Consider the following 21,180-nt stretch of genomic DNA (forward strand, 5'->3'; position numbering starts at 1 on the left):
CAGACAATCAACTATTTTCCGAACATAAACTTTACCAATGAAAACGGTATCATTTTAATAATCAACTATATTCCGATGATGAACTATTTTCCGTATTGAGGTATATGTGAGTTAACGTAACGTTATTCTTCCTATCTAATTTAGAAAAAGGCATAAAAAAGAACCTTTCGCACTCGATTTTGATCGAATAATCGAAAGATTCTTTGTTGAATGATTAGCTTATATCATTGAACTTAGGTCGCGCTTATACCACCAGATGCTTAAGGTAATACAATATCGACTTCTTTGCCCAGTTCTGAAGAACGGAAAATCCCATCAATAATCGCTTGATTCAAAATAATCTGTTCTCCCGAAATAGGAGCAGGTAATCCATTCGCTACAGCATGGACGAAATCTTTTACTTTTTCATCAAATAAATTCAGATCAGAACGTACACAAGGAATTGGAGTATGGGTTAAGCGACCACCGATATCATGATACTTGGTAATCGTACCGACACCACCATCCCATACGCCTGACCATGGGCCTTCGCCATAAGGAGTGATTTTCATACCGGCATCTGTTCCGAGGAAACGAGTCGCTCCCAGCGTATCCATATGCATCGCCCAAGCTGTTTTGAATTGAAGAGTAATACCGCCTTCTAAACGGATCAATGCAGCGCCAAAATCTTCTACATTAAAGTTGTCTGCTTCAGGATGGTACTTGGGATTGGTTCCGAAGTGGTTCGATACTGTGGCAGATACCGTTAACGGCTTCGGATGACCCAGTGTATGAAGAGCTAGATCCAGTGAATAACAACCGATATCAGCGAGTGCACCTGCACCTGCTAATTCTTTGCGGATAAATGTACCCTTCGGCATTCCTCTACGCCGACCACCACCGACTTCAACATAATAGATTTTGCCTAGATTGCCATCTTGAATATAATTGCGAATAAATTGCATATTCGGATCATAACGTGGTTGGAAGCCGATCGATAACATTTTTCCAGATTTTTTGGACATCTCTACCATTTCAACAGATTCTTGCAACGTCACAGACATCGGCTTTTCCAGCAATACATTTTTACCTGCGGCAAGAGCATCCATTGTTGTCTGATAATGCGATACATTAGGCGTACAAATACTGACTCCATCTAATTCTTGCTCTAGCAATACCAGATGATCCTCGTAAGCGTGTGCTTGGTTCAAATGATGAGTCGCTATAAATTGACTGGCTCGATCAGGCACAATATCTGCCACACCTACAATCTCTACATTTTCCATCTGACGATACGCATTGACATGCATACGTGCAATACCGCCACTACCGATAATACCTATACGAATTTTAGAGGTCATTTGCTATTCAGCTCCTGATCAAGTATTTATGACGCCATTATTCGTTGATGATCTGTTGAGATTGTTCTTTGAAAGAACGAGGAGTCATACCATACCTTTTTTTGAAGACTAGATATAGATAATTTACATTTTCAAAACCATTATCTAAAGCGATATGCTCTACCGTTTTGTTCCCTATACGAAGTTCTGTACAAATATGCGTCAAACGAACTTCTTCCAGATAAGCAGTAAATGTAGCCGATGTATATTTTTGAAAAACACGCTGTAACTGACGTTTGCTAATACCTACTGTGGTCGCCACTTCTTCTAGCGCAATCGGAAACATATAGTTATCCCGTATAAACTGACATGCCATTTGAAAATGCACTTCTGACGCTTCCCGATGCGGTAACGTTAACCATGGCTGCTTTTCCTGATTAGATGCATGAGTCGTCAATAACATAATCTGAATAATACATTGCCGAATCGTCTCATACACTCCAGATTCATGATTCACAATCGCATCATAAGCACGATAAAAATAGGACATCGTCTGTCTGCGATCCATCATCGGACGTGCAGGCAAATCATACAATTGACGTACACATTGTTCTGCTTCAGAGACTTCTTGTTCTTTGCCCCAATCCGCAGGTTCTACAGAAGCTATACTCTTATCATTGTCCATCCGCTCTATGAACGAATCAGTTGTTAACGGAACGATCTCTAGATGCAGACATAATTCTTCCAAAGGGTCATATTGATCCATTTCCTGCGCATGTAACACATCAGGTCCTGTCAGATAAAACATTCCTTCTTGTAAAAAATAAGTCTGATCGTCCAATACCACACTGCCTTTACCAGAAGCGACAAAATGAAATTCAAATTCCGAATGCTTATGAAATCCTATTTTGGCTCCAGGTGCAAACGAATTTAGATGAAAACGTAATACCCGAAAACCATAATTGCCCCAGCGGAACTTCAAATCTAGTTTTTCTAGCAAAAATGGCTTTTCACGCATCGGTTGTAACGGGACGAATCGTTCATTTTTGATCATGATCTTCGTCCTTTCTTCTATGAGAGATAAGAGATTGATCTATATCTTACAATTATAATCGAACTGGACGATCTTCTGCCGCAGATTGGTTAGAAGCTTGTACCAGACGAGTTAAGTCTACTGCGAGTCCGATATTTTCTGTAGCTTCCGTATCCTGCTGAATATGAGCAACCCATTGCTGGTACGCAGTCTCACGATCTGCGGGTATAGTCACTTCTTGCCATGCCTTATCGTCCCCTGCACGTAACCACAATTTCTCATCATGAGTACTGTACAATACACTGCCAAGTGTACCGTGAACTTCAATAACAAATGGTGAAAAGCGATTAACAAATCCCGCTTCTACAATCCCTACACCGCCATGGCTATAACGGAATGTGGTGACTGCATTATCTTCAACTTCTTTCCCTGTCACATAACCATAATTAGCAGACACACTTTCAGGCATTCCCATAAATAAGCGAGCAAGATAGACCGGATGACAACCTAGATCGATCAATGCTCCACCACCACATTCTTGTTTGCCAAAAAAGTGATCCGGTAACCAGCCTTGTGTCGCTCCATCATGAGAAAGACGGGTACGTACCAGTGTTAAGTCGCCCAGTACGTTATCTGCTAGTAATTGTTGAATCGCTAGCGTATAACCTGCATTCAAGCGTGGTAAAGATACTGTTAATTTCACATTATTTTTTTTGACTGCTTCTACAATTTGATCTACTTCATTATTGGTGGAAGCGATTACTTTTTCGGTAAAAATATGTTTGCCCGCTTCTGCTGCATGAATCATCACATCACGATGCATAACAGTAGGAGTGGTGATCACGACACCATCAATATCAGGATTCGCAAATAGTTCATGCAGATCTTCGTAGAAAGAAACACCGAGTTCTGCGGCTTTTTTCTGACCTCGCTCTGGAATCTCATCCCATACCGCTACTACTTCTGTATCTGGATGATTTAATGTATCGTTAGTGTAGTCCTGTGCGTGTACATGCCAATAACTTAATATTGCTACTTTGATCATGATCTTCACTCCCACTGTATAATGATTGTACTTTAAAATAGTGACACTCTACCGACAAAATATCATATTTTAGATAACATTTGAAATGAATTAAGATGACAACCACACTATAAAAAAGCGACATGTAGAGAATACTCTAAAAAAAAGGCAAAATAAAAAGTGATTCTTAGAATCGAATCACTTTTTGTTCATATAGACTCATCACCAGATGATATCCAATTAGAAATAAACCGTTTGCCCTGTCTCAGCAGACGTATAAATCGCTTCTAGAATCTCGGATACGACTAACGCTTGCTCTGGTGTGACTACAGGTTCCGTATCATTGATAATGGCTTCCATCCAGAGACGCATCTCCATAAATTCAGGCTTCTCGTCATGATCTGAACTGTAAAAAGCAACGCCACTGCCACCCAATTGAACTTCTTTCACATACAAATTGCCCAAATCTTCACCATTGATATGCAGCCCATCATTCATGTCTGCACCTGCTTTGGTTCCGCAAAGTGTACATTTCGCTTCATCAGGTTGACGCACATTCAGCGCCCAACTCGCATCGATCGAGATGGTAGCACCATTTTTCATCGTAATAAATCCAAATGCGGAATCTTCCACTTTGAATTTCTCAGGGTCCCACGGTCCCCATGCATTCGCAGCGTTCGGGGTCTGCGATAACTTATGATAGACCGATCCAGTAACCGAATGGACTTCATAGTTGTTTAGCATCCAGAGGGTTAGATCAAGCGCATGAGTTCCAATATCAATCAATGGGCCCCCGCCTTGCTTATCTCCATCTAAGAACACACCCCATGTCGGTACAGCACGGCGACGCACAGCATGTGCTTTGGCATGATAGACTTCACCTAGATCACCACGCTCGCATAACTGCTTGAGCATTAAGCTATCCGGACGATAACGGTTATTGTAACCTACTGTCAATTTTTTGCCTGTAGCTTTAGCTGTTTCTAACATTTTGCGTGCATCTGCTGCTTTTTTCGCCATCGGCTTTTCACTCATGACATGCTTGCCTGCTTCCATCGCAGCGATCGCAATTTCAGCGTGAGCATCATTCGGTGTACAGACATGAATAACTTGAATATCTTCACGTTTCAACACTTCATGATAATCTTCATAGACTTGTGCATTAGCTGTACCGTATTGCTCAGCAAGTGCTTGTGCTTTTTCAGGAATAATATCGCAAAATGCAACCACATTGACGTAATCTAGATTCGCTAGTGATGGCAAGTGCTTCCCTTGTGCGATTCCACCACATCCGATAATACCTACATTAATGATCTGCTCCATGTGCTTAGCCCTCCGTATACGCTAGTCGTTTAGTATAACTTGAAGTCATTTTAACATGTCAGTATTCAAAGCATACAACAAGATTGCGACAGGCTACCTTCAAAAAAGCGACATCTTTTATCGTATTATTCAATAATACTTGAGCATACACTTCTAGCTAAAAGCGACATCATTTCGATTCATATGAAGCAGGCTTCATTTTGAGCTTACGATAGTCACCAGGGGTCACGCCGATAATCCGCTTGAATACCCGTCCAAATGTAATCGAGTTCGCATAGCCTACTTGAATCGCGATATTCTGAATCGTATCTTCGGTTGAATACAGTAATTCTTCTGCTCGTTGAAGTCGAAGCTGTACTAGAAAATCAATAAATTTGATATCGAGTTCTGCTTTGAACAAATGACTGACATGCTTGGGAGTCACATTAAAGCGTTCACTCAGATGATTCAACGATAAGTCTGGATTGGCAAAATGATCTTCGATATACAATTTCATCTCACCGATGAGCGCATGATAATTGGTCGATTCACCTGCTTCAACATAATGAGTATAGACCTGATCCAGATAGGGGAGTAAAGCTTGATGTACATCTTCCACCGTTTCTGCTTCTGCTATAGCTTCCATCGCTCTATTCGCCGCATCTCCGGTTAACAACGTATCCAGTGGTTCAGACATTCCTTCCAGTTCACGACTTAACATTTGTAAAAGCGATAATACCAGTGAGCGAATACTTTCATCACGTAAAGGTTCATTTTCAGCACGATCTAACATCTGCTTCAAATGATCCCGCCATACTTCTTGAGTCAGACGGAATTCTTTGACCAGATCAGCAATATTCTGCAAGTAGCGATAACTTTCCTGTTCACGACCTTGAGGCAGATCACTATACATCACAATCCCATCGCGACCCAGCGTCATACTGTATCCTAACGACTGTAGCGCAGATTCATACGATTGTTGTACTTGAGGTAGATCATGAACCGTGATTCCTGTCCCCATCGTAATAGTCAGATGCAGATTATGTTCTACCCACTCCCGGCTGTTCGCGGCTAAGTCAAACAAGCGACGATTCCATTGCCGTTCTTCTTGCTGTATCCCGTAAATAATAATTCCGGCACGACGTACACTGATCCATTCTGACCAGCCTTGCAATCCTTCTTGCTGTACCAGTTCTTGAAAAACATTCGTTAACGCCAATTTGAGCGTATTATGTTCTTGCACATTTCCTTTTTCCCGAAAAGCATCATAGTCTTTGATCTCGACAACGATCACAGCATAATACGGCAATTCCGTAGAAACTTCAGTAGGAGAAGAACGAACGTAATCGTTGAAAATATGTACATTTTGCAGTTCTTGGTGCATATTTTCAGGATGTTCCCCTTCGATCCAATTCATAAATAAACGACGACGACGAATCAGTAGATTCTCATGATATTGTTGTTCATAATCGATCGTCTGCTCAATCAGGCTTTCGAGGGCATGATCAATTAACGATAATTCATCTTTACGTGCCGATTCGCCACCTAATTGCAGGGACTCAATACGTTCCATCATGACCTGAATTGGTTTATAATTTTTGCGTGTAATATAGATAATATAGACAATGGACACACCAACTACAAATATACCGATCAAGATCCAGATATAGGAGATAACCGATACCCATGCAAAAAGTTGCCCTGCACGAATCCCGCTTTCAAATGTCCATCCCAGTCGATCGGAATGAAGCGTAGTTAGCGTTTTGCCATGTTCTGCATCGTCTGTAGTGGTAGCAGGATAGATCGGTACTCCTGAAGCATCTTGAACTTCCAGAAAAGATACCTGCGGATTGAACATAGAAGCGATCATTTGCTTCATCGCATAGACACTAATATTAATAACAACTAATCCCTGATCTCCGAAAGGTAATGGCAAGCGTTTGTACATCGTAATCACTTCACGCTTGGGGTCATTACTCATTTCAGCAAATGAGCGTACACTCGACCAACCCCGTTGTTCTGGCGCTTGCAAAGCCGCTTGAACAAAATCACGATCAGCAAAAGCGTTCAAATCTTTTATCCCGTGTAGCGTCAATACTTGCTGATCGGTATCCCGATACATATAGATCGAAGCAATCAGTTCATTATTATTTTCTAACAGCCGTAGCCGATCAATCGTCTGATAAGTTACCGCTGTATTGTCAACGTTATTCCCATTTAGAAATAAAGGATAGACACTTGCAGTCTCCAGATCGCTTAATATATCCAGCTCTACTTCACTGACCGATCGCTCTAACGTATCCATCATATATCCTGTAGAAATACGATCGGCTTTGGCGGTTTCTTGACGTGAAATCTCATTAATCACTAGAAAAGATAAAAAGATCAATATCGATACAGTTAATAAAAAAATAGGAAAATACGATAGCAACAGACGGCGATACCAGTTTTGAGATAGCAAATGGTCCTCCCCCTTGAATGCTCCCGACACAGACTATCTTGTTTTACGTATAGATCTACACATAAGAATAGATGTTAGCCAAATGTCCGATACATTAACTTCATTATAGAAAGTATATTTACTATTAGTTTACGCTTTTCGCTGTTATTTGTTGAGGATTATTTTAAAAATAAAATAATTGTCGAATATTATTGAGGAACAGCCGAAGAAGAATGACGACTCTGAAGCGCCACATATAATAATAAAAGAGAACCTAGCATCGCACTGATCACACAGGAAAGATTCATCGCTTGCGAACCACCCAGTTCTAGTAAATAGCCATTCAGTAGATTACCAATAATACCTGCAATACCGACAAACACCATATTAAAAATACTCTGTCCGGTCGCTTGCATATGTTTGGATGTGATACGTGATACATATTCTACCGCCGCAATATAGAAGAACCCGAAGGATAAACCATGTAACAATTGCACCGCTAACATGACAGAAGGCACCGGAAATAACCACTGAATGCCCCAGCGCAAAATATAAGCAAACGCCGCTAACAGCAACATTTTCTCATGTCCGATACGGCGAATCACTTTGGCGGCGATTAACATCGACGGAATATTAGCGGCTGAAGCAATCAACAGACCGACTCCTGCCAGTTGCAATGTACCGCCTGCATCTTGAAAAGACAGCACAAAGTACGAGTTGAACGCAGTGAGGGTCTGATTAACTAGTAAGCTTCCCCCGAGGAAAAATAAAAATAAGCGATTGGTTAATAACGTCTTAATACCTGCACTAAGCGATTGATTCAGAATCCGACTTTCATCAGAACGGCGAGGTAACGTAAACGCCAATATAGCGGCTAATACATTGAACAACATAAAAGGAATCCAAATTAGAGATACATCGTATCGACTAACATACAATCCACCGAGGTAACCTCCAATTGCTGTACCTATACTACCCAGAAACCGGATTGCTCCGTATGTAGTATTGGCTTTTTGCGCCGCCACCAGTGCATATGAATCCGCCATTGGTGCTTGAGTCGCTGTAAAGACGGTAGAGATCGTATACACCATTATCAGAATCAAGAAGTACGGACTTTGATAAAGAATCGATAACAAACCTGGAATCGCTACACTCAATAACAGCACCAATCTCATTTGCTGAAAACGGTCCACAACGAATCCCCAGACAGGTTGTACCAGAATCGAAATAAACGTACCGATGGATAACAACAAACCTACTTGTCCACTACCAAGCCCTCCACCTACAAGCATCGAAGATAGATAGGGATTAAAGATTCCACCTGCTAATCCGGCGAGCAAATAAAAGCTACGAATACGTAGCAACACGTCTTTGGGTGACTGTTCCTCTGTCCATTGATCTGCTAGCCGCTTTGAGGAGTCCCGTATTCCTTTTAACTTAGCACTCCATATGGAGATCATGATCATCACTCCTTTTTGACCTAACGGCTATGTGGGTTCATCATTAATGGATCATTCAATACACCATAGACTGCTCCAAGCGCTCCAGCCACATTGCCTAATACCGCAGGAACGAGTTGTGCATGAATCGGAGTAAACTGCTGAATACGTTGGCTTAATTGTTCAATATAATAGCTAGAATCTGCTACACCGCCACCAATCACTACACATTCTGGATTGAGTAGCGAAATCATATTGGCAATACCTGCCGCCATATAATCGATTGGTACATTCATAATCTCTTGTGCATCACTATTTCCTGCTTGTGCTAGCATCAATACATCTACAGCCTGTACATGCTCAATATCTCCTCCTGCGTGCACAACAATTGGATGAGTAGCATCTGCTTGTTGACTGGTTAACCATTGTCTAGCGTATATGCCTATGCCTGTACCGGATGCATGGGATTCGAATCGTCCAAATTCATGACTGTTAACCACTTCAAGCGATCTCTGCTCTGGCTGATGATCGACGACAAAATAAGAGACTTCTCCTGCGGTATAGTCAGCACCACGAAACAAAGTATCATTTAAAATAACTGCGCCACCGATGCCTGTGCCTACAGTGAGCATAATCATATGCTTTTTCCCGATGCCTGCTCCCTTCCAGTGTTCTCCAAGAGCGGCTACATTCACATCATTATCCAAATACAGAGCTCCTTGATAAAAAGGCTCAATCTGCTTTATCAACGATACTCCGTCTAAAGGAAGTGCTGGAATATGGGTAATCACTCCGGTGGCGACATTGACTGCTCCAGGCAAGCCTATACCGATCCCTTCAATGTGTGCAATCGTGCGATCGATAGTAGACAGGAGATGATGTACTTGCTCAAATAAAGCCGCAAAAAAAGCAGAAGGTTGCCTTGCTTGAATCGTAGGTTGCTTGTGCTGCGCTAATATAGAACCTTCACGATTGGTAACGATCATTAACGTTTTGGTTCCTCCAATATCGATGCCGATCATCAAGCCTGTACTCATTCTTTGTCCTCCTGCTCTGCAAATAATATTTTACCGCCCACTACTAACATATCTTCTCTTATATATTGAAAAGCTCGGTGAATACCTGACCATGCCGCTCCTTGAATCACACCTTTGCCGGTTAGCATAGTTGTCGTTAATTGAGGGCACACTGGAGCATATTGTTCCATCTGCTGCTGAAGAGTCGGAATAAATAAATCTGCATGCTCTCCTATGTCTCCGCCAAAAACGATCATTTCCGGTGCTAACATGGATGCTAAATTAATTAGTGATAATGAAAGTTGTTGTCCGTATTGTTCCACGATAGCTTGTGCATCTGGATTCTCCTGACGCGCTTGGTTCATCAAGGTTGGAATATCCCATTGACTGATCGAAGCAGAGACAGTCGCATCCGTATGAGAAGCACTGTAGTGTTGAATAAGACGACGCAGCCCTGCTCCACCGATCTGTTCTTCTAAGCGCTCTCCATGAACAGAGCGGGAAAAACATTGACCCATTTCACCTGCGGACCCGGATAAGCCACGATACAATTTGCTATCAATCATAATACCTGCGCCTACTCCTTCACCCAGAGACACATAGACCATATGTTGCACCGATTGTGCAGCTCCATATTCTTTTTCAGCGATAGTTGCTAGATTGACATCATTGTCGAGAAGGATTTCACAAGGAAATAAAGAAGCTAATGAAGAAGAGGATAATGCAGAATAGTAAGGTTCAAATTGAGGAAGTAGCGTATGAATAGTTCCATTGTCAGGATGGACAACAGCTGGAATCCCTGCTGATAAAAAGCGTACTTGATTCCATGTAACATTTGCCTGTGCGATGAGCTGATCCATATGTGTTTTTAGATGTGTTAACATGCTCTGCTCGGTATGTGAAGCTTCAAGAACAAAATGCCCTGTCTCAATAATCTTGCCTGACAAATCTGTTAAAGCGGTACGAATATAATCTGCTCCGATATCCAGTGTTACAATATAGAAGACTGCTGGATTAAATGAAAGCAACTGCCCTTTGCGTCCCTGCTGATTGCTATCATCTTGTCCTATTTCCGCAATTAATTGATGTTGGATTAAATTCTGAACTGCTGAAGAAACGGTAGGTTTACTCAATCCAGTGCGCCGGCTAATCTCTGCTCGCGATAAGCTATCGTGTTGCACAATCACTTCCAAAATCAAATACTCATTCAGATTGCGGATCATTTGCGGATTGCCGATAGACATTAACATGACATGCTCCTTTGAACTTTTTTTGTAATTAGTAAATGATCTTTACTAAGTAGTTGAGAATAGTATACGTCGGCTTGATGATACTGTCTAGTGTATAATGACCATTCATAAAATAGAGAAATAAAAAAAGCTATCTCACTGCATACACAGTAAAATAGCTTGAGCAAATTAGCGAAAAGAGGTTAGATGATGATTTTGCATAAAGGTGAATTTTTGTTCCGACAAGGAGAACATGGTGGGCTATACCATATCACCAGTGGTCTTTTTAAAATTGTACGTCTGCATGAAGATGGTAATCCTATTTTATTTAATATTATTGTGCCTGGAGAAACGATTCCACATCATTCGCTCATCAGCCCGATGGCATATCATGGAACAGCGATTGCTTTAATAACCAGTGAAGTTGAACCGATCTCTGCCACCGAATGGTATGCGCAATTGGAACGTGAACCGCTTCGCTACCGTGATATCGCGATCCAATTACAAGATAAATTGCGGATGATGCAACAGCGGATCGACCAACTGACCCAGATTGCTCCTGCTGACAAATTAACTCATTTACAGAGTTGGTTCCAGAACTATCTCAGCGATATCCCCATAACTGATATTCTGACGCAAGATGAGATTGGACAATTGATCGGTGTACGGCGGGAAACGGTCAACCGCTTGCTTCGAGCACAGATGAAGCATATATAAAGATGAACGGGTAGATCTTAAATTATAGCGGACTTTTCTTCAAATCTTCTGCCGGTCCAAAAAACTCATAATGACGTTGCTCAACAGGGATATGCCACTGATCCAATATACTTTGTATACTTTGCATAAAAGGTAACGGACCACAGAAATAAAATTCTGCATCTATAGAAGGAATAATCTGCTGTAACCAATCGACATCCATATAGCCTTCATGATGATATAAGCGATTTTCCTGATCTTTGAGTGTCGGTGATGTGTAACAATAATATGCCGAGATCTGCGGATAATCGCTGACTACCTTATCAATATACGACTGCATCGCATGAACATTACTGTTATCTGTGGCATGGATAAACGTGACTGGACGTTGCGATGAATCTTTGGCTAACGATTCGAGCATACTGATTAACGGTGTCAGCCCTACGCCTGCACTGAGCAATACAACTGGACGATCTGAATGAGGAGTCAGCTGAAAATCTCCTGCCGGAGCCGATACCCATAACGTATCACCTACTTGGATATGTTGATGCAAATAATTAGAAATCTGACCCGCAGGACGTTCCCCTACCGCATCTTCTCGTTTGACTGAGATGCGATAGTATGGTTGGGAAGGAGCATCCGATAGACTATACTGACGAATCTGTGTGTAAGTCTCACCCGGAATCTGAACACGTACGCTAATATATTGACCTGGCTCAAAAGAAGCTAAAGCTTCTCCATCTTGCGGAACAAGGTAAAAAGAAGTGATAATCTCACTCTCCGGTTCTTTGCGCTGCACAGTAAATGCTCTAAAATCGCTCCAACCCCCTTGCTGCTCAGCAGTCTCTTGATACATCTGTTCTTCTATTCCGATAAAAGCATCTGCAATCACTCCATAGGCTTTGCCCCATGCTTCCAGTATCTCTGGTGTTGCTGCTGTTCCTAATACCTCTTGAATCGCTTGCAATAAATACTTTCCAACAATCGGATAATGCTCTGGCAATACACCGAGACTGCGATGTTTATGAGCCACTTGTTTGACCATAGGCAAAATACGTTCTAATTGATCAATATGTTGTGCAGCGAGATAGACGGCATTCGCAAGCGCCGCCTGCTGTTTGCCTTGCTTTTGATTAGCATGATTAAAAATATTCAATAATTCGGGATGATCTTCGAACATCGTCTGGTAAAAACGGCTGGTAATCTTAACTCCTTCTGTTTCCAACACAGGTACAGTCGACTTAATAATATCAATCGTGTCTTGATCCAACATGACATAATCCCTCATTTCTAAACAAAAATAAAGTTACAATTTGAATAGTTCAAATTATAACTTTATCTGTGTAGTGATCAAGTGATTACAATCACACTAAATTCTAATTATCTGTTCACATCTATTGTACTTCCATATGCAGATCGCCTGTTTTCGCCCAGCCTATTTTTTTGAGTCCATAATAGAGAACCAATGTAATGATTGCAGGTAAAAGAACACCGATCATTAGATATACAATAAATGCACTTGCTCCTTGAGTCGCCAAAATATTCAACGGTGCAATCATCGAGTTCAATCCTAAACCTGCTAATTCATATGAAGCTTGGAAATGGAATACCAGTGTAGCAATCGGAGCACAAATAATCGCTGCGATAAACGTAGGTAAGACCAATCTTGGATTTTTGACCAAGTTGGGAAATTGTACTTTGGGAGTGACTAGAATCTGCGCTATAATTCCGCCTGCATCGTTCTGTCGAGCAGACATTAATGTAAATCCTACAAATTGAACGGTACATCCAATCAATGCGGCTGCACTGGATACCGGATCTAATTTGAGTGCAATCGCAATCGCCGCTGACGATGCTGGAGACATTAATAATATACTCCATACTAATGAGATCGCCATCGAAGCTAAAATGGGAGAACCTTGTACTGATTCTGTAATGCCTGCGCTAATCGTAATCAATAACGGTGTCACGACAGCGGCAAGTCCTGCACCCACTAATCCGCCGACAAAAACAGCCCCTAACGGAATCGCCATCATATCAAGCTTGGTACGCCCTGTAATTCGTTTTCCTACATATGTGGCTACGATCGCTGCAAGCACAGCACTGATGGGCTGTCCGGGTACAAGCGTCATTCCGCCTTCTACATTGAGATGAAGAGCAGCTCCACCGATTGTACTTGCGATCATCGCACTAAAAAGAACAAGCGTATTGCCACCCAACTGAAAAGCAATCCCTGCTCCTAACGCAGGCGCAAGCAATATTTTGGCAACCGATCCGATAGCGATCAGTGTATCCCATCCAAGAAATTTACCAAATGTTTCGAAAAGCAATCCTATTCCCAGTGTGACTAGAACAGCATTTGCCATTCCTGCTGAAGCTTTGTACATCCGACTAACTACATATTCTTTCATTTCTGTATACTCCTTTGTGCTGTATGCGTATAATGATCCAAACGTTTATTAGTTATCCTAACACTATCATTTTGATACTGTAAATCATATATTTTCAGAAATACATATTATTCTTGAAAATCATCATCATTTTGCAATTCATTTCAATCGTATGTATAGCAAAAAAAGCCATCTCCAAGGAAAGATAGCTTTTCAATATTCCACGATATGTGTATTAAACAGTGATATCTAGTAATCCGCCTACACCCATATCAGCTGTACTGCGTTTGGCTTTTTCATCTTCCTGCGTTTGTCGAACAGCTTCTTGTACATCTTTAATCGATTGAATCGCTGCTTTGGCAGTAGAACCTGTACTGCTTGTCGAATCTGTCGATACTGTACTGGTATCTGAAGAATCACTATTACTGGATTTGGCACTAGCTTGAGCGATTTGACGCTGTACTTGTTGAATCTGTTGTTGCACTTGTTTGATCTGTTGTTCGCTATCTTTTTGGTCTGTGCTACTTTGTAATTTGGTTAATTGAGATTGTAACGCTGTTTTTTGTTTTTCCAATGCACTGGTGTCGGTTGTAGTTGCAGCAGAAGCTGCTTGGTATGCACTTGATGTAACGGAAGAAATATTCATAGGTATTGCCCCTTTGTCCGATAGATTACCCCTTTCTTGTTCATTATTCCCTGCCTGTATTATCGGTAGGTTATGTCATTTTGTGTATAGCAATATTGTATATTTATGCATTTCTTTAAGGAGGTTTTATTCATATGAGCACTCATACTGTTCAAGCTTTTCACTTTCAATCTAATCAAGGCATTCCTAATAATCCTCATTTACCTGTATTGCTGTATCCGCAAGCATTTCACAACAATCCGGCACAGACTGAATCTATATTCAATCAACACCAGTGGCTGAATAGTTGGACAAATGGTGTATTTGATTATCATCATTATCACAGTAATGCACATGAAGTCTTAGGCGTAATCAGTGGTCATGTGACAGTACAACTAGGCGGTGAAGAAGGAAAAATATTCACTTTGCAGACAGGCGATGTAGTCGTTTTACCTGCGGGCACAGGGCATAAGCGGTTATCCGCCAGCCCTGATTTTCGAATTGTAGGCGCCTATCCTGATGGCATGTCTTACAATACACGTACTCCAGCAGACAAAGAAAAAGAACATGCGACAGCTTTGGCTGAAATCTCGCATGTTCCTCTTCCGAAAATGGACCCTATTTATGGACCTAATGGGCCCTTATTGCAACACTGGCATTCGGTTTAATTATACTTTGAAGCGTTGAATCATTTGGTTCAGACGATCTGCACTATCATTCGTTTTCTTTGCTTCTTCTGCAATTTCATTCGCTTTGTTTACAACGATCGTTGTTTTATCTGCAATCTCTTCTGTACCTTCAGCTGATTCATTGTTAGAAATAGAGATTTCATTGATCGCTTGAGCTAGATTCTGTACTGAAGCACTTAATTCTTCGCTGGTTGCGCTAAATTCAGAAACCATACGGTCAATATAAGTAGCGTCATTCAAGTACGATTCGCTCGTTTTGTTCATCATTGCATAATCTTTAGAAATATTACCTGTTAGTAGATCGATCAGACGTTGTGTAAAGTGCTGTAGATTGCCTACAGAATCTGTAACATTGCTTGTGATCACTTGAATCTGACCAACTGTGTCTTTGGAAGCATCTGCTAATTTGCGGATCTCTTCTGCAACCACAGCGAATCCTCGACCTGCTTCACCTGCTCTTGCCGCTTCAATAGAAGCATTTAGTGCAAGTAAGTTGGTTTGTTTTGTAATTTGTAGAATAGATTCGCTTAACTCTTTGATCGTATCTACTGATTTGGATTGTTCAAGAGCTTCATCTAAGCCCACTTTTACTTCTTCATAGACTACAGTCGTTTCTGCAACTGATTTTTCTAGAGCTACTTTGAAATCAGTAGCGCGTTTACTAATGATATTCGCTTCTTCTGCACCTTCTTGAGCGCCTTTAGCGATAGATTCAATCGCTTTTTCAAATTCATCGGTAGAAGCATTGATTTGTTGTGCAGAAGCGGCTGTTTCTTCCATACCTGCTGACATATTTTGCGTAGTTGCCGATACGTCTTGTAATTCTTTATCCATATCTATAAACATCGTGTGTGCTGTATTGCTAGCTTCTTTAAGATTTCTGGATTCTTCACTCACTGATTGAACAACTTGTCTTGTAAATTCATGCATCCGGTTCATCGAACGAATCAATACGCCCGTTTCACCCACACTATTTTCATATTGCGTAGGCAATAGTTTAGAGAAATCACCTTTGGACATAATTTCTAATTGCTCAGAAGCCAGACGGATTGGTTTGACAATACTACGTACGACTAGGAAAAGAATAATTAGAGCAATGATCAGAACGATAATCGTGATCACAACAATAGTTGTTAAAATACTATATAGATCGTTCATATAACTACTTACAGGAAGAAATGTAACTACGCTCATTTTCAAAGAATCATCTTTCACAAAAGAAGCAAGATAACGTTCGCCACCAATAGTTACATAACCTGTACCATTTTCAGCAGTACCTATCGTTTTAAGTCCATCTTCGTTATTCAATTGGGTAAAATCAGTTTTAAGCACTTGATTCGCATCTTGTGAAGCAATAACGATACCTTTTTCATTAGTCACAATGGTGTTAATCGTTTGCTCTTTTTCTTTTTGAGTGATGCCATCCAATAGAGTATTGATATTCATAGGAAGTGCAAATACATTTAATACTTTATTAGTCGTCGGGTTTTTGACAGGTTCAACGACTACAATAACAGGATTGCCGGTTACAGGTGAAATCTGCATTTCAGACACCATAGGATTACCACTATTCATTACTTGTTTGTACCAAGGAGATGTGGAGATTAAGTCTGTTCCTTGCGATTTTCCTGCAAGACCATCCAAAAATACTTTGTCTTGATAAGAGAAGAATATATTTTCATACAATCCATTCGAGTTTTGTAATTTATCATTAAAGTTGTTTTGAATACGATTGAAGCTAGCCGTATTGGTTACGCCTGTTGTGATAAGATTTTGAAAAAAGTCAACATTGTAGATTTCTTTAGAAATGGAACTAGCTAATGTTTGTTGAGCCGCAACTGCCATTTGAAGTTCTGTGACTTTCTCATTCGCTACACGAGTTAGTGAGTTCGTATTCATAGACTCATACGAACGAGTCGTCATTACGCCAACAGCTGTAATAGAAACAGCCATAGCCAAAACAATACACAAAGCAGCAATAGATAATATCCGCGAAAACAAGCTCCCGGTCATATTTCGAAATAATTTCATAGTAGTAATTAACTCCTCTTATTTAAAATCTAAGTGATGGACATGCTATGACTAACGACGGGTTCTTAAATCATCAAATAATATACTAATTTATACTTTTTTAGAATAATCGACTTATAATATTACTTTTTTCGACAATTAGTAATCTATTTGAATCAGTTCTTTTTGCCTATATTTTAATATATACTTTTATTCGACATTTGAATCACCATTCTTTATATTTTTACAAAAATTTAATTTATAAAATTTAATTTTACGCAATTCATTATAGTTATTATCGGTATGAACAACATGATTTAAAAGGTTTTTTATAAAAAAAGGTTATATATCTCTATTTTGACCTCAATCCGTATGCACATAGATAAGATTCAAAATGATTCTTTATTTAGAAACCTTATCCCCTCCTGCCCGTAGAAAGTAGAAAGGAATAGGAAATGTACTTAGTAAATGCAAACACATGTCAACCGTTTCCTATGTATTAAGACCTATTCTGCTTCATTATTTCAAATAAAACCACAAATGTACTTCAAAATGAACAAAAAAGGAGCTATTTATTATGGGTATGATTAAAAGTCTGATCAAACATCTGATCTCTTCGAAGAAAAAGCGTAGGCGTTCGTATAGTAGCAGTGATCGTTATCGTCGTGGAGGTTTTCATAATCAACATGGGCGTGGACATTATCGAGGAAAGCGTTCATCCAGCTCGTATAGCAGTAGCTAATCCGAGGATGATGTATTTCTATCAACACAAAAACAAATATCCCGTGCAGAATATCGTTAAGAGATACGATGTTATTCTGTCGGGATATTTTTATGATCATTCTTCTAATTTGAAATCATTTCAATCTCAGCAATAATCTGATCGATTTCTTGAGCAATCTCATCGATCTGATCGTAAGGCTGTGTTGGCTCCACGAGGAGCATACGACGAATCATCTGATGTGTACGTGGATGAAGAGATAATTCATCTTCCCAGCTACCCTGTGGTTGTTCTGTAGCGAGAGAAGCTTCTTCGCTCTGCTCTTCATGACTATACAGAAGGAATAACAACAAATGCCCCAACCCGTAAAAGTCGCTCGTTACATGCAAAGCTCGTCTAATCCGCTTCTCTTCCTGATCACCACTAACCAGTTCATCAAGTAGCGCTACACTTCTTGTTCCTTCCCCTTGTTGCCACATCAGCCCTAGATCGATCAAATAGACTTGATCGTGATCATAGATTACATTTGAAAGGCTAATATCTCTGTGTACCCATCCTTGATGATGAATAGCAGTCACAATCTCTACTAATGGCTTCATCCATTGCAGAGCTTCACGTTCATTCAAGCGTATCCCTTGTTCGAAAATAAGCTCTCCTACATTATGCCCTTCCATATATGTCATCACCAGACAATGATAATGATGATATAGAAATGTATCGATCAATGCGGGAATGCGCGGATGATCTATTGCCGCCATCGCTTTACATTCACGTTCATAGATCAATTGTGCACGTCTATGACCACCACGCAAAGGGTAGACTCTTTTCAATACACAGGTCTGTAAGGTCTGGATATCTTCGCATAGATAAGTGACACCATAACTTCCTGTGCCTAAGCGTCTACTAATCCGATAACGCTCATGAATAAGCTGTCCTTCTGCAAAGTGTCGCTCTTGAGCCCAGCGCATCAGATGACCTTGTAGCCGTTGTAATGCCTTCAATCATTTATCCAGCCTTTCTGTTCACATGCTTATTTAGGATCGTCTAATGATGTGATCTGAGATACATCTTGTTTTTTGGTACGTTCACGGAACTTTTTGTATAATTTGCCGACGGTTTCAGGAGTGACTTCGATATTACGTTCATATGCATATTTCACTGAATAACCTAGTGCTAATGTAATCGCTCCCGCCACGCCTGCTCCAGCTACAGAACCTGCTCCAGGGAAGATTTTGAGCACTTGAGCAAATAGACTTTTGCCTAGATTACCAATAATAGCTGTAATCACTATTTCTTTCGCGGTTTCACGACTGATCGGCTTGTTATACAGCGCAGCTAAGCGTGTCAGTAATCCGATCTGAATCGCGGTGATCGGAATAATATCAGCTCCCGGAATAGGCGCTGCTCCTATCGCCCCCGCCGAAGTAGCCGCGCCCACAATCCATTTGTTGGCGGTTGACGACTTTTCTTTGATCGTACGGGCGAATAGAATGTCCTTACTTTTTTTTTTCAATAGATCCAAAATGCTATCACGTAATGTATCAATATTTTGTCCGGTACGTGAAGATACGGGAATCACTTGATATTTATGCCCTGTTTCTTGTTGAATACGACGAACCAGACGATCAATCTCATCTGCTGCATCAATTTTGTTCAATACAATAATGATATTGTTATTGATTTTCTCTAACGCTTGTAATGAATTTTTTTCAGCTTCTGAATATACGGTTCCTGCGGCATTTAAGAAAAAAAGAACCACATCCGTTTTGCGATAATATTCGCGTGTCACAGCTGAGTTGCTAAGATTCACATCATTCAAGCCCGGTGTATCGATAAAAATAATCTTTTCCCGATAAGCATAAGGCTTAATCTCGGTCGTCTCTCCCGGCTCTGCACCGACACCAGCTACCTCTTCGCCTACAATCCGATTAATTGTCGATGACTTCCCTGCATTCACATCACCGATTAAAGCGATCAATACTTCATCTTTCATCTGGCGATTAATCTCATCCATTTCTTTATCAAAAGCTTCATCTGCTGTTTTGCGAATCGTCGCTTTGAGCTGGTCATTATTCGTACTCATCGTATGCCCCCTATATAGATCAAAATATCGTTTACAATTCAAAATCTTCTAATACTAATTTGCCAATCATATCGCCTGCTTCTAACAATCGATGGGCTTCTCGTAATTGAGTCGCATTAATTGGACGTAGACGCTTGGTTTCTGTTGTGCGAAGCTTGCCTTCGTCAATCTGACTAGCAATCCGATTCAAAATTACACCTTGCTCGCTCATATCGTCTGTTTCATACATTGAACGGGTGAACATAAATTCCCAGACAAACGTAGCACTTTTGTTTTTGAGCGCTTCCAGATCGATCGGTTGTTCGGTTTCTACAATCGAACATATTTTACCTTGTGGTGCTATCGCATCCGCCATATGTTGCCAGTGTTGGTCGGTATGATTTAAGCATAAAATATAATCTACATCAGAGAAACCTATCTTTTTCAACTGAGGTACAAATGCGTCATGATGATTAATCACATGATCGGCTCCGTGTGCTTTCGCCCAATCTGACGTTTCTGGACGTGAAGCTGTACCAATAACCGTCAATCCTGCCAGATGTGCCATCTGGGTAGCGATAGAACCGACTCCACCTGCGGCATTAATAATCAGTATCGTGTGCCCAGCATTGGATACCGCATCTTCCGAAATGCCCAGACGCTCATGAATCGCTTCCCATGCTGTAAGTGCAGTCAAAGGCAGAGCAGCCGCAGCGGCAAAATCAAGTGACTTGGGCTTATGCCCTACAATCCGTTCATCGACAAGATGGTATTCACTGTTACCCCCTGCTCGTGTAACACTCCCTGCATAGAAGACTTCATCTCCTACCTGAAAATGAGTGACTTGATTTCCTACTTCAACCACAATACCCGCTACATCCCAGCCTAGAATACGTGGATTCTCCTCCACTTGATCTTTGGGTGCTCTAATCTTGGTATCTACAGGATTCACAGAAATCGCTTGGACTTGAACCAATAGATCATGTCCACTAGCCGATGGTTTCGGTATTTCTACATCTAATAGACTGTCTGCTTGATCGATAGGTAAGTAATGGGTCACCCCTACAGCTTTCATTGTATTCATTATTTCATCCCTCCGGTATCTATGTACTTCTTTGGTATATATTTACCCGTTATTCATTTATCTCACACTAACCGCTTCGCTCTTTTATTTATCCCTTATTC

18 protein-coding genes are annotated in these 21,180 nt (G+C 40.8%); 3 read left to right on the plus strand and 15 right to left on the minus strand.

The annotated features are described in order from the left end of the window. Window positions 1–260 precede the first annotated feature (260 nt). The 8 genes from PaeCFBP13512_RS14085 to PaeCFBP13512_RS14120 form a co-directional block, all read right to left on the minus strand. Window positions 261–1,340 (minus strand): Gfo/Idh/MocA family protein, encoded by a 1,080-nt coding sequence (locus PaeCFBP13512_RS14085; RefSeq protein ID WP_137223860.1) that lies wholly within the window; start codon window positions 1,338–1,340, stop codon window positions 261–263. 37 nt (window positions 1,341–1,377) lie between these two features. Beyond that, complete coding sequence (locus PaeCFBP13512_RS14090) at window positions 1,378–2,373, minus strand: AraC family transcriptional regulator (RefSeq protein WP_069328002.1); 996 nt, start codon at window positions 2,371–2,373, stop codon at window positions 1,378–1,380. Between the two features lie 52 nt (window positions 2,374–2,425). Further along, on the minus strand, window positions 2,426–3,397 hold the full coding sequence (locus PaeCFBP13512_RS14095) for a Gfo/Idh/MocA family protein (protein ID WP_137223862.1): 972 nt from the start codon (window positions 3,395–3,397) through the stop codon (window positions 2,426–2,428). Window positions 3,398–3,616: 219 nt separating this feature from the next. Beyond that, window positions 3,617–4,699: a Gfo/Idh/MocA family protein gene (locus PaeCFBP13512_RS14100; RefSeq protein ID WP_069328000.1), complete on the minus strand. Its 1,083-nt coding sequence runs from the start codon at window positions 4,697–4,699 to the stop codon at window positions 3,617–3,619. Between the two features lie 169 nt (window positions 4,700–4,868). After that, entirely contained in the window at window positions 4,869–7,139 is a 2,271-nt protein-coding gene (locus tag PaeCFBP13512_RS14105; protein WP_137223864.1) for a helix-turn-helix domain-containing protein, read from the minus strand. 188 nt (window positions 7,140–7,327) lie between these two features. Beyond that, complete coding sequence (locus PaeCFBP13512_RS14110; protein WP_137223866.1) at window positions 7,328–8,578, minus strand: MFS transporter; 1,251 nt, start codon at window positions 8,576–8,578, stop codon at window positions 7,328–7,330. Window positions 8,579–8,598: 20 nt separating this feature from the next. Then, on the minus strand, window positions 8,599–9,594 hold the full coding sequence (locus PaeCFBP13512_RS14115) for an ROK family protein (protein WP_137223868.1): 996 nt from the start codon (window positions 9,592–9,594) through the stop codon (window positions 8,599–8,601). Beyond that, window positions 9,591–10,823, minus strand: a complete 1,233-nt coding sequence (locus PaeCFBP13512_RS14120; protein WP_137223870.1) for an ROK family transcriptional regulator — start codon at window positions 10,821–10,823, stop codon at window positions 9,591–9,593. The genes PaeCFBP13512_RS14115 and PaeCFBP13512_RS14120 overlap by 4 nt, the downstream gene beginning before the upstream one ends. 189 nt (window positions 10,824–11,012) lie before the next feature. Between PaeCFBP13512_RS14120 and PaeCFBP13512_RS14125 the strand changes: the two genes are divergently transcribed. Beyond that, on the plus strand, window positions 11,013–11,519 hold the full coding sequence (locus PaeCFBP13512_RS14125) for a Crp/Fnr family transcriptional regulator (RefSeq protein ID WP_137223872.1): 507 nt from the start codon (window positions 11,013–11,015) through the stop codon (window positions 11,517–11,519). 22 nt (window positions 11,520–11,541) lie between these two features. Here the strand turns inward: PaeCFBP13512_RS14125 and hmpA are convergent, their stop codons facing one another. The 3 genes from hmpA to PaeCFBP13512_RS14140 all read right to left on the minus strand — a co-directional run bounded on the left by hmpA (window position 11,542) and on the right by PaeCFBP13512_RS14140 (window position 14,534). Further along, window positions 11,542–12,771 carry an NO-inducible flavohemoprotein gene (gene hmpA, locus PaeCFBP13512_RS14130; protein ID WP_137223874.1) on the minus strand — a complete coding sequence of 410 codons (1,230 nt, stop codon included), beginning with the start codon at window positions 12,769–12,771 and terminating at the stop codon, window positions 11,542–11,544. Window positions 12,772–12,892: 121 nt separating this feature from the next. Continuing rightward, complete coding sequence (locus PaeCFBP13512_RS14135) at window positions 12,893–13,909, minus strand: PTS transporter subunit IIC (protein ID WP_069327994.1); 1,017 nt, start codon at window positions 13,907–13,909, stop codon at window positions 12,893–12,895. A 214-nt stretch (window positions 13,910–14,123) separates the two neighbouring features. Further along, window positions 14,124–14,534 (minus strand): FlxA-like family protein, encoded by a 411-nt coding sequence (locus PaeCFBP13512_RS14140; protein WP_137223876.1) that lies wholly within the window; start codon window positions 14,532–14,534, stop codon window positions 14,124–14,126. A gap of 134 nt (window positions 14,535–14,668) precedes the next feature. Here PaeCFBP13512_RS14140 and PaeCFBP13512_RS14145 point away from each other — a divergent pair, with 134 nt between their 5' ends. Further along, window positions 14,669–15,181 carry a cupin domain-containing protein gene (locus tag PaeCFBP13512_RS14145; RefSeq protein ID WP_137223878.1) on the plus strand — a complete coding sequence of 171 codons (513 nt, stop codon included), beginning with the start codon at window positions 14,669–14,671 and terminating at the stop codon, window positions 15,179–15,181. Here PaeCFBP13512_RS14145 and PaeCFBP13512_RS14150 read toward each other — a convergent pair whose 3' ends face one another. Further along, window positions 15,182–17,233, minus strand: coding sequence for a methyl-accepting chemotaxis protein (locus PaeCFBP13512_RS14150; protein WP_241669383.1), 2,052 nt, complete (start codon window positions 17,231–17,233; stop codon window positions 15,182–15,184). A 556-nt stretch (window positions 17,234–17,789) separates the two neighbouring features. On the opposite strand from PaeCFBP13512_RS14150, the gene PaeCFBP13512_RS23235 reads away from it, so the two are divergent. Beyond that, the gene (locus tag PaeCFBP13512_RS23235) at window positions 17,790–17,954 is read left to right on the plus strand and encodes a hypothetical protein (RefSeq protein WP_161594272.1); all 165 of its coding nucleotides are present in this window, start codon (window positions 17,790–17,792) and stop codon (window positions 17,952–17,954) included. Window positions 17,955–18,058: 104 nt separating this feature from the next. On the opposite strand, the gene PaeCFBP13512_RS14155 is transcribed toward PaeCFBP13512_RS23235, so the two are convergent. The 3 genes from PaeCFBP13512_RS14155 to PaeCFBP13512_RS14165 are packed head-to-tail and all read right to left on the minus strand — an operon-like array spanning window position 18,059 to window position 21,079. Then, window positions 18,059–18,934, minus strand: coding sequence for a serine/threonine protein kinase (locus tag PaeCFBP13512_RS14155; protein WP_137223880.1), 876 nt, complete (start codon window positions 18,932–18,934; stop codon window positions 18,059–18,061). 29 nt (window positions 18,935–18,963) lie between these two features. Beyond that, a complete protein-coding gene (locus PaeCFBP13512_RS14160) occupies window positions 18,964–20,016 on the minus strand; it encodes a YcjF family protein (protein WP_137223882.1) in 1,053 nt (350 codons plus the stop codon). A gap of 31 nt (window positions 20,017–20,047) precedes the next feature. Then, window positions 20,048–21,079, minus strand: coding sequence for a zinc-binding alcohol dehydrogenase family protein (locus PaeCFBP13512_RS14165; RefSeq protein WP_137223884.1), 1,032 nt, complete (start codon window positions 21,077–21,079; stop codon window positions 20,048–20,050). Window positions 21,080–21,180: the final 101 nt, after the last annotated feature.

Source organism: Paenibacillus sp. CFBP13512 (assembly GCF_005233705.1).
In the GTDB taxonomy this organism is placed as follows: domain Bacteria; phylum Bacillota; class Bacilli; order Paenibacillales; family Paenibacillaceae; genus Saccharibacillus; species Saccharibacillus nuruki.